Origin of the sequence: Vibrio sp. SNU_ST1, assembly GCF_030563405.1 — a bacterium.
Lineage (GTDB): Bacteria > Pseudomonadota > Gammaproteobacteria > Enterobacterales > Vibrionaceae > Vibrio.
Genome location: NZ_CP130748.1, coordinates 1858106 through 1873638 on the forward strand (window position 1 = coordinate 1858106; position 15533 = coordinate 1873638).

Consider the following 15533-nt stretch of genomic DNA (forward strand, 5'->3'; position numbering starts at 1 on the left):
TCGGTATATTCCTTTAAACCGACGAATACACCGTTAAATCAATTTTAAAGAGAAATCACTATGATCGTTGATTTGAACCTAATCCCACAGACGTTTGATATGCTTCACGCAGGCCTGACTGCATCAAGCGTTTTACTACTGCTAATCGCCGTTTCTCGTAAAACCCAAGTGGTTGAGAAAGTTGTAGAGAAACCAGTAGAAAAGATCGTTGAAGTTGAAAAACCAGTTGAGAAGATTGTTGAAGTTGAGAAAGTTGTTGAAGTTGAAAAGGTCATCGAAAAAGTGGTTGAAGTTGAATCTAAGCTAGCAACAGCACCGACAGATTCTGCAATGCAACTACTGTCTATCATGCAGCAAGAAGCACGTTTAATCGACTTCCTAAAAGAAGACCTAACGTCGTTCTCTGATGAAGAAGTGGGTGCAGCAGCTCGTGTTATTCACACTGGCGGCCAAAAGGTACTAGCTGATTACGTCACGCTTTCACACATCCGCACTGAAGATGAAGAAACGCGCATCACGGTAGCTGAAGGTTTCAACCCACAAGAAGTCCGCCTAACAGGCAACGTAACCGGTAACGCACCATTCAATGGCACACTGGTTCACAAAGGTTGGAAAGCAACTGACATGAACCTGCCTAAGCTTGCTGAAAACTACGATGCATCTGTAATTGCACCGGCAGAGGTAGAGCTATAATGGAACACCAAACTCAGCCTTCATCACACGAACCGTTTTCTCAAGGGCAATCTTCTCAAGACCGAGAGCATTCACAAGAACAGCAAGCGCCTAAGTTCAGTGTTGGTATTGATTTAGGTACTACGCACTGCGTTTTGTCTTTCATCGATACAACTAATGAAGACGCTCGCGTTGAGGTAATGCCAATTCCTCAACTGACGGCACCTGGTACAGTAGAAACTCGCAGCCAACTTGGCTCGTTCCTATACCAACCGCACGAACATGAAATGAATGCGGGTTCACGCGTTCTGCCTTGGTCTTCTGAGCCTAAAGCACTGGTTGGTGCTATTGCTCGTAACCTTGGTTCTAAAACCCCTATCCGCTTGGTCGCAAGTGCTAAATCTTGGCTATGCCACGGTGGTGTGAACCGTCGTGATGCGTTCCTTCCTGCAGGCAGCCCTGAAGAAGTTGAAAAAGTATCTCCGCTTAAGACAACTGAGTTGTACCTTGAGCACCTTAAAGACGCTTGGAACCATGCTAACCCAGAACACAAACTGGCAGACCAAGATGTAACGATCACCGTTCCGGCTTCGTTTGATCCTGCGGCTCGTGACCTAACAGCTGAAGCTGCTCGTAATGTTGGTTTCACTCATCTAACGCTGTTAGAAGAGCCTCAAGCAGCTCTTTACAGCTGGATTGATAACAGCAACGACACATGGCGTGACGAAGTAGACGTTGGCGACATCGTTCTTGTTGTCGATATCGGTGGCGGTACTACCGACCTTTCGTTAGTTGAAGTCACTCAAGACGACGGCAACCTAAGCCTGAATCGTATCGCTGTAGGTGAACACATCCTACTTGGCGGCGACAACATGGACTTAGCATTAGCTTACCGCCTGAAAATGAAACTGGCTCAAGAAGGCAAAGAATTGGCGCCTTGGCAGGTTCAAGCAATGACTCACGCATGTCGTGATGCGAAAGAAGCTCTGCTAAACGATGCTGATCTTCAATCTGTGCCTATCGTTGTTCCAAGCCGTGGCTCTAAGCTGCTTGGCGCGACACTGAAAACAGAACTGACTCAGCAAGAAGTGCAACAAACATTGGTTGATGGCTTCTTCCCACAAGTGGCGGTAACGGATCATCCGGTACAAAAAACACGTGGTGCACTGACTCAAATGGGTCTGCCTTACGCTCAAGATGCGGGTATCACTCGTCATATCGCTGCATTCCTTTCTAAGCAAGCCAATGCGCTTTCTGGAAATAGTGAAACGGCTCAGCAAGATTTCAACCCGTTTGCAAACATGCCAGGTATGCCCGGTACAGAAGCGCAAGGGTCAGAAGCGCCAGCGGCAGACTTCATCAAACCAACAGCGGTACTGTTCAATGGTGGTGTTCTAAAATCTAACCTACTTGCTGATCGTCTTTCAGACACGATCAATGAATGGCTAATTAATGCAGACGCTGAATTCGCTAAACAGCTTTCAGGCCTAGATCTAGATCTAGCAGTTGCAAGTGGCGCTTCTTACTACGGCGCAGTACGTCGTGGCCAAGGCGTTCGTATCCGCGGTGGTATCGCCTCTTCTTACTACGTAGGAATCGAGAGCGCGATGCCAGCAATCCCAGGTATGGCTCCTCCTATGGAAGCACTGTGTGTTGCACCATTTGGTATGGAAGAAGGTTCAAGCGTACAAGTGCCTAGCCAAGAGTTCGGTCTAGTGATTGGCCAGCCTGTTCACTTCCAATTCTTCGGTTCAACTACACGCCGTGATGATGAAGCGGGTACGCATCTTGATCACTGGACTCCAGAAGATCTTGATGAACTTCCTGAAATCCAAGTGACACTGCCTGTTTCTGAAGGTCGTCGCGAAGGTGAAGTGGTTCCGGTTACTTTGGCGTCTCGTGTTACTGAATTAGGCACGTTATACCTAGAAGCGATTGCCACTGACAATGGTCAGAAATGGCACGTTGAGTTCGACGTTCGTGAAGATACGAATAGCGACTCAAACGAAGAAGCATAATGAATCAACGGCACCTTAACGGGTGCCGTTACTTTATCAATGCGATTCCCTAGCCCTGTATTAAAAGCATTCCAAAGACAATAATAAGACCAAGACTATCCATTAACTGGTCATCACTTTGGCAGAATAAGGTTTTGTATGGCATCTCCTCGTTTTTTAGTCGGCATTGACTTAGGCACAACCAACACTGTGGTTGCCTACTGTGAAATCAACGACGATCTACAACATGCTCCCGTTTCACTTTTCGATATTGACCAACTCATCGGCCCCGGTGAAGTGGTTCGTAAACCGCTACTTCCTTCATTTCGTTACCATCCGGCTCAAGGTCAGATCTCTCCTTCCGATCTCACTATGCCTTGGGAACCGAGTTTAGTTGAAGGCGATATTCAAAACGTCATCGTAGGTGAATGGGCGCGCGAACTGGGTGCAAAAGTCGAAGGCCGCCAAGTATCCAGTGCTAAGAGCTGGCTATCTCACCAAGCCGTTGATCGTAACTCCGATATTCTTCCTTGGGCAGGCGCAACTGACGTCGATAAGGTGTCTCCTGTAGTTGCGAGCGCAAGCTACCTGAACCATATCCGCCAAGCATGGAACTACCGTAACCCAAGCAATAAGCTTGAAGACCAAGACGTTGTAGTAACGGTTCCCGCTTCATTCGATGAGACAGCACGTAAGCTGACACTCGAAGCGGCAGAACTGGCGGGCTTAGGTAAGATTCTGTTACTCGAAGAGCCACAAGCCGTTTGTTATGACTGGTATGCACGTCACCAACAAACCGCAGCCGATGAACTTCAACAGATCCCGCTGATTCTAGTGTGTGATGTCGGCGGTGGTACCACCGATTTAAGTTTGATCGAAGCAAGCTTCAACTCGAATAATGGCGATGACCAAGAACTCGCACTCGACCGTATCGGCGTTGGTGAACACTTAATGCTCGGTGGTGATAACCTCGATTTGGCCCTTGCTCACCTTGCAGAGCAACGCTTCAATCAAAACAAAAAGTTGAATGCGTCTAGCCTGACCAAACTGATTCAGCAGACTCGCGCCGCAAAAGAGAGCCTGCTTTCTGTTAATGCGCCAGACGATGTGAAGATCACCATGCTGGGCAGCGGTTCAAAACTGCTTGGCGGAACCAAGAGTATTGGTTTAACCAAGCAAGAAGTGCATCAGATTGCACTGGAAGGTTTCTTCCCGCTTTCTGAGTTTGCTGAAGTGCCAGACAAGCGCCGTAGCGCGGTGGTTGAGTTCGGCCTACCCTACGCTGCAGACCCTGCTGTAAGTAAGCACGTTGCCGAATTCCTAGCGACCCACCAGCAAGTATCAAAAGCGGCACTAGAGAAATCTGGCGCAATAAAATTTGATGAAACAAGACCAGCGATTCCTGTTGGCGTACTACTCAACGGTGGTGTGTTCAACAGTGAGCTTGTCACTGAACGTATTACTCAGTTACTTGGCAACTGGAATGGTGCGCCAATCACCGTCCTAGATAACCCTCATCCGGATTGGTCTGTGGCACTGGGCGCGGTGGCCTTTGGCAAAGCTCGCCGTGGTGCGCAACTGAAAATCGGTGGCGGTGCCGCTCGTTCTTACTTCTTACATCTACAAGAAAAGAACAAGATGGGTAAAGCGCTTTGTCTGCTTGCCAAAGGGACTGAAGAAGGCCAAGAAATACGTTTGAACAGCCGTCGTTTTTCACTGACTTTGGGTGAGCCGGTACGTTTCAATCTACTGACTTCAACACACGATCAAATTGCTCATGACACCGCTATTCAAAATGGTGTGATGGTCAATGTCGACGCTGATCTGTTCTCCCCTCTTCCACCGTATATTTCTACACTGGAAGGGTCAGGCACGGCAGAGCTTCAAGCCAACCAAAAAGAGCGCGTCGAAGTGTTGCTCGCTTGCCAGTTAACTGAAGTCGGCACACTAAAAATGGAGTGTGTAAGTACCGAAGATGACTCTAAGCGTTGGTTGCTCGAGTTTGAAGTAAGAAACAAGCAAGGCGATGAGTCTGATACCGCTAAACTTCATCCTAGATTGGAGGAGTGTAAGGAGCTGATTTCTCGCCTGTACAGCGGCAATAAGAAAAGTGCGGAATCGAAAGAGATCAAAACGCTATCTAAAGATCTTGAAAAACGATTGGGTAAACGAGATGAATGGGATTTCACGACCCTTCGTCACCTGTTTGATAGCTTCTCATTAGGCCGCAAACGTCGTCGCCGTTCAGAAGCACACGAGAAGAACTGGCTACGTTTAGCGGGTTACTCGCTACGCCCGGGCTTTGGCGATCCGACTGACTCATGGCGTATTGAGCAAATTTGGGGACTTTATCAACAAAACATTCAATTCCAGAACCATCAAGGTTGGACAGACTGGTGGGTATTCTGGCGTCGTGTCGCTGGCGGATTAAACCAAGAGCAACAAGAGACAATCTTGGCTGACATCGCTAAATACCTTCACCCGGGTGCAATGAAAAACCCAAAAACAGCGAAGGATGCACAAAACAACGGTTATGAAGCCATGGTGAGATTGGCAGCATCACTTGAGCAACTTGAGGTGGAAGACAAGGTTCTATTAGCGACTTGGTTCTTAAGCAAAGCGATTAACCATAATCAGTTCGAACAGGCTCACTGGTGGGCTCTGGGTCGCTTAGCGTCTCGTACACCATTATACGGAAGCCAACACAGCGTCATTCCAAGAGAGCAAGCAGAACAGTGGTTACCAAAACTGCTTGACCAGAATTGGCAGAAAGAGCAGATGATTGCCTTCGCGGCTGTGATGATTTGTCGTAAGACGGGTGACCGACAGTTCGATATCTCTGATGACTACCGTGCTCAGGTTCTTGAAAAATTAAAGCAAAGCAAGGTGCCAGAGTCTTGGCTAACACTAGTAAGTGAAGTGACTGAGCTTTCTGAGAGCGAGTCTAAGCGTGTGTTTGGTGATGCATTACCAAGCGGCTTGAGCCTAATTAATAGCTAGCTTTAAAAACGATTAGCTTTAGTTGTTAATGAATAAAGAAGCTAACGGGAAAAGAAAAAGCCACTTTCGGTTCGTTGAAAGTGGCTTTTTTACTGGTGGCTTAAGGCTGGTATGTTTAGTCGACTTATCACTTTTTGCTTAAGAGCCTCAGCCGTGTTGCAGTTCATCATTGTTAATGTTTCGTTCCAGTTGGATTGATAGGAAAATCCGTATTTTCATAAATATCAGATAACTTTTTCGGTTTTTTCTCTTTGGCTCCTTTGTTCGATTGATTATGAGTTTCGCTTAAAAGCCATTCCTCATGCATTTTTGCTGAATCCAAAAACTCTGGATCTTCCATTGCTTCCTTGCGAAGTTTATTTACACGTTCGAGAGTATCCCAAATCATAATACTTCACCTCCACTAAGGCAGTAATATTAAGATAGCTCAAACACACAAAACTTCAACTAACCCAATGAGATAGCGATCTCAATTTCGTAATTTGCCCACTTTAAAGGAGTGAAACCGGTCATGTTTAATTGGGCTCAGACAGTGGGTATTCCCCATAATTTTCAAAGATCATCAAGTATAAAAAAGCGAGCTTAATGCTCGCTTCTTGTCTGTCTATCTGTTGATCGGATCGCCAACACTCGCACGATTAAATCAACTTAAGCACGGTTGCCAATTTTAACCGTACCATTTGTAGCAAACCAAAGTGCTTCTGAACGACGGCGACCTAGTAAAATAGGGCCATCATCGTAGAACAAAAAGTTTTTCCAATGCTTCTTGAAAACCGACCATTTGGTTTCAAGTACATTGTATTTTTCATAGCAAAAATAAACAGTTACGTCATCTTGCCAATCAATGAAGTTAAGGATTTCTTCTGGCATTTCAGGCTCATCGGCTTCCCAATTTGCCATCCAGCTGATCTCTTCATTCCAGTTAGACGCTTTACTTGGCCAGTCTTGCGAACTTAGTCTTTCTGCATCCGGGCTTTGAGGGCTCACGTTCTCTTTCCAAAACTGAGATGCTCTCGCCTGTGTCATTGGTTTTATCTTTTCCAAATCTTCAGCGGGTAGTGGCATTGACTGGTGAGTAAAAATCCATTTTCTTTGGTATTCGTCCAAAGTTGTGTATGACATCAAAATTCCTCAAATTTCTTCTCAGGCTTATGGATTACCATGCCTATATGTTCTTTTTGATGCAGCGGCGATTAGAGTTCGCTTGATATTCGCTGCCTTTAAATTCGTTGTTAGCTTGCTTACTTAAATGCGCTTGTTGCTAAATACAACTGCGCCTAAGCATTGCGTCTGTCTTCCCAGTTTGGGTTAACTAACGCGGTCAGTACATGGTCTTCCCATTTACCGTTGATCTGTAGGTAGTCTTTAGCAAAACCTTCTCGAACAAAACCAAGATGTTCTAGTACACCCGCACTGCGTTCATTGTGAGGCATATAGCCCGCCATTAAGCGGTGCATGTTCTGCACATCAAACATGTAGTCTTTCGCCATGCTCAGGCCTCTGCGCATGTACCCGTGCCCTTGAGCATGCTCTGCAAGTGAATAACCTACGTTGCACGCGTAGAACGGGAAACGTGACAAATTACTAAATGAGATAGTCCCTAACATTTCATTTGAATCGGCATTAATCAACAAGCAATAATAGCCTAGCCCCAATTTATGGAGTTCGTTTAACTTAATCAGCCGTTGAGCCCAATCCGCTCTGTCAAAGAACGCATCTTCTCGGGTCGGTTCCCAAGGCTTAAGGTACTCTCTGTTCACCTGAAAGTACTCACTGATCATGTTCGCATCATAGATCTCAGCCGTTCGTAAAATTAGGTTACCATCACGTTTATCAATACGTTGCTGCGTACTCGAATCTTCCATAGTCTTGTTCTTATTCTTTTGTCTCTTTTTACGTTACCGCCTCACTCTTACCGAATTTAGCAGTCTAATATCATCAGCTCTTTCTGATGCCGTAATCGCGAAGTTTATTCGCTATTGACGTGTGAGAAACATTCAGACGTTTAGCAAGCTTACGGCTTGATGGGAATGACTGGTAAAGCTTCTCTAAAATCTGAGATTCATAGTCTTTCATGATCTCGTCAAGCGAGCCGTCTAAGCTTAAGTTCGCCATTCCAGCAGTCATAGTGTCAAGCTGTGGCAGGTGGAATTGCTCAACCGTTAGCGTATCTGAATCCAACTCTGTTAGTGCACGTAGAACCATGTTGTCTAACTGACGAATATTGCCCGGCCATTGGTAGTTACCTAATTGGTCGATTAGTTCTTGAGTCAGCTTTGGTTTCAACATACCTAACTGCTGTGCGTACTTTGCAACGAATAGCTCCAGTAATGGCGCAACATCGTTTGAACGTTCACGCAAAGCAGGAATCGATAAAGTCAGTACATTCAAGCGGTAGAACAGATCTTCACGAAACGAGCCCGAGTCGGCTAATTCAGAAAGGCGATGGCGCGTTGATGCGATAATACGGACATCCGCGTGCATCTCTTCTTCTTCACCAACACGACGGAATGAACCATCTTGCAAGAAACGTAGCAGTTTGATTTGTAGATGCGGGCTCATTTCGCCGATTTCATCTAAAAATACCGTACCGCCATTCGCTTGTTCGAAGATGCCTTTATGACCTTGCTCATGGTTGAATGAGCCCGGTGCATGTCCAAACAATTCCGTTTCTGCTACGTCATCAGGCATCGATGCACAGCTTAGAATCAAGAATGGAAAAGACGATCGATTTGAACGGTTATGACACGATTTCGCCAGCATCTCTTTACCCGTGCCTGTATCCCCTTCAATAAGCAGAGGTTGATCTAGCATAGCCAGTTTCTTAGCTTGGCTGATCAAGGCTTTATGGCGATTAGAGACACCAACAAAGTGTTCAAAACCTAGGTTGTTCTGTTCAGGGATGGCGTCTGGTGCGTTCATCTCTTGGTTACAAGAACGAATCGTCATTACTGCACTCGCCAGTACCGCCTCGTTCACATCACCACCTAGATAAATTGGCAGAATTTCAATAGAGAAATCTAGGCCATCTAGCACCACGACTTCCCGGTGACGCGTTACATCGCCTTCAATCCAACGAGCGAAGTTAAAGCTAGGAACGAACGTCGCTAGTGGTTCACCGATCACTTCGTCTTCTTGCTTGTTGAAGAGGTTCAATGCAGCGTGGTTCGCCATGTCGACTGAGCCTTTAAGGTCAATCGCAATCACGGGGTCAGGTAGGTTTGCCAGCAGAGCAATCAGCTCTGTGTTATGCCTTTCGCTTGGCATAAACTGGATTTTGCGTACATCCTTCACACCTGAAATTCGGCGAATTTCAGCCATAAGTTCACTAAAAGCATCAAAATTAATATCCGGGCAATTTAGGTAAATAATACCTTTAACATCAATTTCGATTCCTCGTAAATCAATGCTTTTTGAGGCCAAGATATCGAGCAACTCACGCGTTAAGCCGAGTCTGTCTTCACACAATACTTCAAGACGCACAAATAGTCCTATTATAGGTGTCAGGATAAGTTGACAGTAGTGTGGATTAAGCTCTAAGTTCAGTCAAGAAGAAGAGTAAACATATGTTTACTCTTCGCTCGCAAATTACTCAACTTCCTTGTGTAGATAGATTTTATAGGAAGGTAATTCGCTTTATTTTCTATATTTCAATTTTAAGCACTTCGCTTTACTTTAGGGTAATGCGCTTTATTTCAGAAAGGACGGCTTTGCGAAGGTCGGATAGTTTTACTTTTCGCTCATTATGCCAAGGCATAGGACGCAGCAATGTCATGGCTTTTAAGCCCAGCCTCGCTGTGAGGATGCCGACACCGAGCCCCTGCCCTGCTCTTGCAGAGACTTTACCTGCAAGATCCATCGAGACAAGGTCCATACTTGCATCAATCGCGAGTTCACTGGCTCCCGCTGCTGCCATGTTGATTAACACCAGTTTAAATAGCTTAATACGAGACCAGTAGCCAAGCTCAATGCCATACACATCAGCAAGCTTGTCTATCATGGTGAAATTACGCCACGCTACCAGCAACATATCCGCAGCCGCCAATGGGCTCACGGCAACCAAAGCGGCCGATTCGGTCGAGAACTTAGTGACAATTTGAGTTGCCACTTTATCTTGTTGGGCAACAACGAGCGCATCATACATATCCAAGACTTCAGCATCGCTGTGCGCAGGGTTAATGCTGTTTCGCCACTTATCATAAGCGGGTGATTCGGCGACAATACCGCCCTGCTTCGCAATGTGTTCACAGAACGCTTTGCCTTTACCGACACTTTGGCTCTGAAGTAGCTCTTCACTCTGCTCTTGAACGTTGAAATGGTCTTTCAGCGAACGCAGCTTCCACAGCTCTTTGCCTATTGCACCCAAGCCTAATGAAGCGATTGCAGCAATAAAGCCAGCCCAACCTAACGCGAGCCAGTCTGAGGTTTGAATCGCGGTAATGACAGAGTCAATCGCTTGCCAACCGACTAAACCGGAGAAAGCGACAAGTAAACCCGTTCCAAACCACTTCTTCTTTTTGCTCGGTCGAATCACTTGTTCCAGTTGCTGCTCAGCTTCACCATCAAGGTCAGTTTCCACTTGTGGCGCGACGGGGACAAATTTCTCTTGTTCCGTGAATAGCTGTTGGGCACCCAAATCTGGGGTAACTTCATTCTTATCCGGCTCATCGAAAGAGGTCTTCATCGGTTCATCAAAGACTTGTTTCGTTTTTAACTCACTCATACTGATTGCCTCAATTACTTCAACTTATCGCCAATGAGATACTCTAAGACCTTGTCGACTCTCAGATGCTGACAAGGCTCGTCAGAGTGCTGTTCAATCGGCCTAAAGCTTGTGAAATCAAACTGGTTGGTTTCCCAATACTGTTTGTTTGGCAGTTTACGCGGTACCTCTCCCGGATACATGGTTTGAGGAACATTATCTAAAGTCACACCTTGCAGTGCGGGGACATTGTCTGAACCCGACGAAATGTAGCCTGCGCTCGTCGCTTGAATAGACGCGATGCTCATGCAACTCATGTCGATGTGTTCAAACGCCGCCTGTTGCCAAGCCGGATGCACCATCTGTTGTAACAGCGATACCAAGTTCGGATGTTGATCCGGTGTCACGTGGTCAGCCTTAGTTGCTGCGAACAAGATCTTGTCAATCTTCGGAGCAAACAAGCGTCTTAGTATATTGCTTCGCCCGTACTTAAAACTCTTCAATAACTGCTCTAACGCACCACGCATGTCCATGAAAGAGTCATAGCCCGCATTGAGCGGCTGTAAGCAGTCCACCAGCACGATTTGTCTATCGAACGTCGCAAAGTGGTTCTTGTAGAACGCTTTCACGACCTTCTGTTGATACTCTTCATAACGCGCTTTTAAAACCGCATAGTTACTTGTTTTTGAAAACTTACCCTCGGGCGCGATGCACGGGAAAAATTGCAGCACAGGTGCGCCTTCAAGCTCACCCGGCAGAACGAATCGACCCGGTTGAACCCAGTGCAATCCGTTATCCTTACAAGTATGGAGGTACTGAGTATAGCTATCGGCAATCGCGACCAGTTTCTTTTCTTCGGCTTCGGCTAGCAAGTCAATGTCGCCACGCATTGTGTTCCACTGTCGCGAGTAGGTTTCTCTGTCGCCTTTCAATGCGGCAAACTGAGATTGACTCCAGGTATCGAAGTCCATATCTAGCAAAGGTAAGTCCAGTAACCACTCACCCGGGTAATCGACAATATCGAGATAAAGGGTGCTGTTTTTACTCAGCAGCTTTTTTGCACCTTTGGCAGGCTTATATTTGATTGCTAGACGAATCTCACTGACATCACGCGTTGGCACCGGCCATTCTGGGGGCTGTGCATTCAACGACTCCATCGCTTCATCATAAGAAAAACGTGGAATCATCATGTTGTGTTGTGGAATGCGCTTTGCGCCAATAATTCGGCCATCTCTCGCCGATGCGAGCAGTGGTAGATTTTTATGGGTAGACGTATGAAGAAGCTGATTAACCAGCGAAGTAATGAATGCTGTCTTACCCGCACGAGAAAGCCCCGTGACCGCTACTCGAATATGAGAATCCGTTCCTCTGCTTATAAAGTCACTCATTTCTTGAGTTAGGTGTTTCATTTGAACGACTCCGTGATAATTAGGCTAGTCGGTTATGATTAATAGATAGGCTAGCCTATGTTCTTTCCCTGTTGGGATTGTTTGTATGCTTTTGCTTTTCTTTTGCTAACAGTAGTGAGTATGCAATACACATTCTTAATGCTAGATGAATAAAAGCCCCTGACTACGTTCATAATCAGGGGCTTTAGAATTTTTCTGCGATATCCGACTCTTAATCGTCTTCAATCAACTTGTAGATAACAAACAGTGCAATCTCTGCAATTAGCCAAAGCGCACAAGTAATCGTCACGTATTTATTATCAAAAATGCTGATCCCTTTCAAGATCAGGTCGTAACCAACAAAAGCACCAATCACCACTGCCAAGATAATCTGTAGGATCTGAATAAAACGAGGCATTCCTCTCTCCTATGTTCTTATATCAAACTATGTGTTTATCACTATATCATTGATAATAAGACAAAAGTGCAAATAATGCTGCACTTTCGTATTTAACTTTCTATGAAAAGTCGTGATTCAAACGCTGATGCCAATTCTTATTTGGCTTTTTCAGCTTCAGCAATTTTTACTTTCCACGTGTCAGGGCCGATCTGGTGCGCGTTCACGCCGTTAGAGTCAACCGCAACCGTTACTGGCATGTCTTCAACTTCAAATTCGTAAATCGCTTCCATACCGAGATCTTCAAACGCAACAACACGTGCTTTCTTAATTGCTTTTGCAACAAGATAAGCGGCGCCGCCAACGGCCATTAGGTAAACTGACTTATGTTGTTTGATTGATTCAACGGTTGCAGGGCCACGCTCTGCTTTACCAATCATGCCCATAATGCCGGTTTCTTCTAGCATCATGTCGGTGAACTTATCCATACGAGTAGACGTTGTCGGGCCAGCAGGACCTACCGCTTCATCACCCACTGCATCAACAGGGCCAACGTAGTAAATGAACTTACCTTTCAGGTCGACACCTTCTGGTAAACCTTCACCACTTTCAAGCATGCCTTGAATACGCTTATGAGCAGCATCACGACCGGTTAAGATCTTGCCTGATAGAAGAACTGTTTCGCCGGTCTTCCACTCTTGAACGTCTTCTTTAGTAATTTCATCTAGGTTAACACGGCGTGTATTTGCGCCTGCTTCCCAAGTAATATCTGGCCACTCTTCTAGTTTAGGTGGTGTTAGCTCTGCCGGGCCGCTGCCATCTAGAGTGAAGTGTACGTGACGCGTTGCCGCACAGTTCGGGATCAAGCAAACAGGTTTAGATGCTGCGTGCGTTGGTGCTGTTTTGATTTTCACGTCAACCACAGTCGTTAGACCGCCAAGACCTTGTGCGCCAATACCCAGTTTGTTTACACGGTTGAAGATATCTAAACGAAGCTCTTCTTCTGCGTTCTCTGGGCCTTTGTCGATAAGCTCTTGAATATCGATATGCTCCATCAGAGATTCTTTAGCGAGTACCGCGGCTTTCTCCGCCGTACCACCAATACCTATGCCGAGCATGCCCGGTGGACACCAGCCCGCGCCCATTGTTGGTAGCGTCTTCTCTACCCACTCAGCAATATCATCGGAAGGGTTAAGCATTACCATCTTGGTTTTATTCTCAGAACCGCCGCCTTTTGCCGCGATTTGAATTTCAACTTGGTTGCCTGGAACCATATTAATGTGAACAACCGCTGGTGTGTTGTCTTTGGTATTAATACGCTTACCTGCAGGGTCCATTAGGACAGATGCACGCAATGGGTTATCTGGGTTGTTGTAAGCTTGACGAACACCTTCATCAACCATCTCTTGTACTGTTTGATCTGTTTCCCACCTAACATCCATACCGATGTTCACGAAACAAGTAACAATACCCGTATCCTGACAAATTGGACGGTGGCCTTCCGCAGACATACGCGAGTTGATAAGAATCTGAGCGATCGCGTCTTTAGCTGCTTGGCTCTCTTCTTTCTCGTACGCTTTTTCTAGGGCTTGGACAAAGTCTAAAGGGTGATAATAAGAAATGTACTGAAGTGCGTCAGCGACACTGCTGATCACATCTTGCTTACGAATAACCGTCATTGCATGCCTCTTTATTGTTCTGGTTCCATGTGGGGTCTTGGTTTGACTGTTTTTGTCTAACCGGATTAGTTGGCTTAGCTTTTTATTATGTTGAGCTGTATTTAGTTGCTTTAGCAATCGCTTGCATAGCTGTAAACTAAACCACTTGGATTACTCCGTTCTAATCAAGAACCCATTTTATTTTCAATTTATGATACTCTTGCTTCCTCTCACACGCCATGCAGTGATCGAACTCTTTGTCACAAATTAAACAAATGAATAACAACGAATTTCGCTCTATCCAAATCAAGCCGCTTGAATATCAATCAACTTTAGCTAAACAGCTGTTTTCTCATATTGAAAGCGTGCCGTGGGCAATGCTATTACGGTCGGCCTCAGAAAGCCACGTTGATAGTCGATACGACATTTTAGTTGCTCAACCCATCGCCACCTTCGAGACAATCGGTGTAAAAACAACCATTAATGTTAACGAGACGTGCGAAGTTTCAGAGTCAGACCCTTTCGAACTACTCGACCAATATCAGCAGCAATTACTACCCGCAACCAGTGAGCATCCTGAACTGCCTTTCATTGGTGGTGCTTTAGGCTATTTTAGCTACGATTTGGGCCGACGAGTGGAAGCTCTTCCCTCTCTTGCTAAGCGTGATATTTCTGCGCCAGACATGGCGGTTGGATTGTATGAATGGTCTGTGATTGTTGATCATAAGCTTAAAACTGCGTTCCTTGTTGGGCAAAACATTGATACCCATTGGGATTGGTTAACTCAACAACAATCGCCAAGCCAACAAGCAGAAAGAGCGGAACAAACAGAACGAGCTCATCAAAAGTTTGGATTAACTACCCCATGGCAATCTAATATGACTGAGCAAAGTTATGCCAATAAGTTCGATAGCGTTCAAGAGTACTTATTGTCGGGTGACTGTTATCAGATAAACCTTGCCCAGCGCTTTCGTGCCGATTACCAAGGCAGCGAATGGCTCGCTTATGAAAAGTTAGAGCAATACAACTCGGCACCGTTTTCTGGCTTCATCCGTTTGGCCGACTGCGCAATCATCAGTGTTTCGCCTGAACGATTCTTAGAACTCAATAGTGGCACCATTGAAACAAAACCGATCAAAGGTACACGCCCTCGTTCTGAAGACCCTATGATTGATGATGCCAATGCTCAAGACTTAACAGCAGCAGAAAAAGATCAGGCAGAAAACTTGATGATCGTCGACCTGCTTCGTAATGATATTGGCCGAGTCGCAAAACCGGGATCGGTTCATGTACCAAAGCTCTTCGATATTGAAAGCTTCCCTGCCGTGCACCACTTAGTAAGCACGATACGAGCGGACCTTGATGACCAATATTCTGCAACTGACCTTCTGAGAGCTTGTTTCCCTGGAGGATCGATTACCGGTGCACCAAAAATTCGCGCGATGCAGATCATTGAAGAGTTAGAACCACATCGACGTTCAGCGTACTGCGGCAGTATTGGCTACATCAGCCGAAATGGCAGAATGGACACTAGCATTACTATTCGTACGTTAGTGGCAGAGAACAATACGCTTTATGCATGGGCTGGCGGTGGTGTGGTATTCGATAGTGATTGTGCTTCTGAATATCAAGAGACTCTTGATAAGCTAAGCCAAATATTACCAGTGCTGGCTGATAGATAACTATAATCTTAGATTTATTAAAACGGGCTATTAAAAA

The 15533-nt window shown here is 45.8% G+C and carries 12 protein-coding genes; 4 read left to right on the forward strand and 8 right to left on the reverse strand.

From position 1 onward, the window contains the following. Window positions 1-60: 60 nt before the first annotated feature. The 3 genes from Q5H80_RS08060 to Q5H80_RS08070 all read left to right on the forward strand — a co-directional run bounded on the left by Q5H80_RS08060 (window position 61) and on the right by Q5H80_RS08070 (window position 5669). A complete protein-coding gene (locus Q5H80_RS08060; protein WP_304564180.1) occupies window positions 61-693 on the forward strand; it encodes a DUF2760 domain-containing protein in 633 nt (210 codons plus the stop codon). After that, window positions 693-2690: an Hsp70 family protein gene (locus Q5H80_RS08065; RefSeq protein ID WP_304564181.1), complete on the forward strand. Its 1998-nt coding sequence runs from the start codon at window positions 693-695 to the stop codon at window positions 2688-2690. Before Q5H80_RS08060 ends, Q5H80_RS08065 begins: the two co-directional genes overlap by 1 nt. A gap of 138 nt (window positions 2691-2828) precedes the next feature. Beyond that, on the forward strand, window positions 2829-5669 hold the full coding sequence (locus Q5H80_RS08070; RefSeq protein WP_304564182.1) for an Hsp70 family protein: 2841 nt from the start codon (window positions 2829-2831) through the stop codon (window positions 5667-5669). A 172-nt stretch (window positions 5670-5841) separates the two neighbouring features. Here the strand turns inward: Q5H80_RS08070 and Q5H80_RS08075 are convergent, their stop codons facing one another. From Q5H80_RS08075 to Q5H80_RS08110, 8 genes are all read right to left on the reverse strand, one after another. Then, complete coding sequence (locus Q5H80_RS08075) at window positions 5842-6057, reverse strand: hypothetical protein (RefSeq protein ID WP_012604204.1); 216 nt, start codon at window positions 6055-6057, stop codon at window positions 5842-5844. Between the two features lie 260 nt (window positions 6058-6317). Continuing rightward, window positions 6318-6791 carry a DUF2947 domain-containing protein gene (locus tag Q5H80_RS08080; protein ID WP_004734736.1) on the reverse strand — a complete coding sequence of 158 codons (474 nt, stop codon included), beginning with the start codon at window positions 6789-6791 and terminating at the stop codon, window positions 6318-6320. A 155-nt stretch (window positions 6792-6946) separates the two neighbouring features. Continuing rightward, window positions 6947-7534 (reverse strand): ribosomal protein S5-alanine N-acetyltransferase, encoded by a 588-nt coding sequence (gene rimJ, locus Q5H80_RS08085; RefSeq protein ID WP_304564205.1) that lies wholly within the window; start codon window positions 7532-7534, stop codon window positions 6947-6949. 73 nt (window positions 7535-7607) lie between these two features. After that, window positions 7608-9152, reverse strand: coding sequence for a transcriptional regulator TyrR (gene tyrR, locus Q5H80_RS08090; RefSeq protein ID WP_304564206.1), 1545 nt, complete (start codon window positions 9150-9152; stop codon window positions 7608-7610). Window positions 9153-9339: 187 nt separating this feature from the next. Beyond that, window positions 9340-10392 (reverse strand): YcjF family protein, encoded by a 1053-nt coding sequence (locus tag Q5H80_RS08095; RefSeq protein ID WP_304564207.1) that lies wholly within the window; start codon window positions 10390-10392, stop codon window positions 9340-9342. A 14-nt stretch (window positions 10393-10406) separates the two neighbouring features. Beyond that, window positions 10407-11780 (reverse strand): YcjX family protein, encoded by a 1374-nt coding sequence (locus Q5H80_RS08100; protein ID WP_304564208.1) that lies wholly within the window; start codon window positions 11778-11780, stop codon window positions 10407-10409. A gap of 211 nt (window positions 11781-11991) precedes the next feature. Then, entirely contained in the window at window positions 11992-12177 is a 186-nt protein-coding gene (locus tag Q5H80_RS08105; RefSeq protein WP_004734731.1) for a hypothetical protein, read from the reverse strand. A gap of 137 nt (window positions 12178-12314) precedes the next feature. Further along, window positions 12315-13835: a fumarate hydratase gene (locus Q5H80_RS08110; protein ID WP_304564257.1), complete on the reverse strand. Its 1521-nt coding sequence runs from the start codon at window positions 13833-13835 to the stop codon at window positions 12315-12317. Between the two features lie 254 nt (window positions 13836-14089). Between Q5H80_RS08110 and pabB the strand changes: the two genes are divergently transcribed. Beyond that, complete coding sequence (pabB, locus tag Q5H80_RS08115) at window positions 14090-15496, forward strand: aminodeoxychorismate synthase component I (RefSeq protein ID WP_304564258.1); 1407 nt, start codon at window positions 14090-14092, stop codon at window positions 15494-15496. Window positions 15497-15533 lie beyond the last annotated feature (37 nt).

Excerpts from the sequence above, each read along its gene's own strand:
- Q5H80_RS08060 (WP_304564180.1), top strand. The coding sequence starts at position 61 with ATGATCGTTGATTTGAACCTAATCCCACAGACGTTTGATATGCTTCAC.
- Q5H80_RS08065 (WP_304564181.1), top strand. The coding sequence starts at position 693 with ATGGAACACCAAACTCAGCCTTCATCACACGAACCGTTTTCTCAAGGG.
- Q5H80_RS08070 (WP_304564182.1), top strand. The coding sequence starts at position 2,829 with ATGGCATCTCCTCGTTTTTTAGTCGGCATTGACTTAGGCACAACCAAC.
- Q5H80_RS08075 (WP_012604204.1), bottom strand. The coding sequence starts at position 6,057 with ATGATTTGGGATACTCTCGAACGTGTAAATAAACTTCGCAAGGAAGCA.
- Q5H80_RS08080 (WP_004734736.1), bottom strand. The coding sequence starts at position 6,791 with ATGTCATACACAACTTTGGACGAATACCAAAGAAAATGGATTTTTACT.
- rimJ (WP_304564205.1), bottom strand. The coding sequence starts at position 7,534 with ATGGAAGATTCGAGTACGCAGCAACGTATTGATAAACGTGATGGTAAC.
- Q5H80_RS08095 (WP_304564207.1), bottom strand. The coding sequence starts at position 10,392 with ATGAGTGAGTTAAAAACGAAACAAGTCTTTGATGAACCGATGAAGACC.
- Q5H80_RS08100 (WP_304564208.1), bottom strand. The coding sequence starts at position 11,780 with ATGAAACACCTAACTCAAGAAATGAGTGACTTTATAAGCAGAGGAACG.
- Q5H80_RS08105 (WP_004734731.1), bottom strand. The coding sequence starts at position 12,177 with ATGCCTCGTTTTATTCAGATCCTACAGATTATCTTGGCAGTGGTGATT.
- Q5H80_RS08110 (WP_304564257.1), bottom strand. The coding sequence starts at position 13,835 with ATGACGGTTATTCGTAAGCAAGATGTGATCAGCAGTGTCGCTGACGCA.
- pabB (WP_304564258.1), top strand. The coding sequence starts at position 14,090 with ATGAATAACAACGAATTTCGCTCTATCCAAATCAAGCCGCTTGAATAT.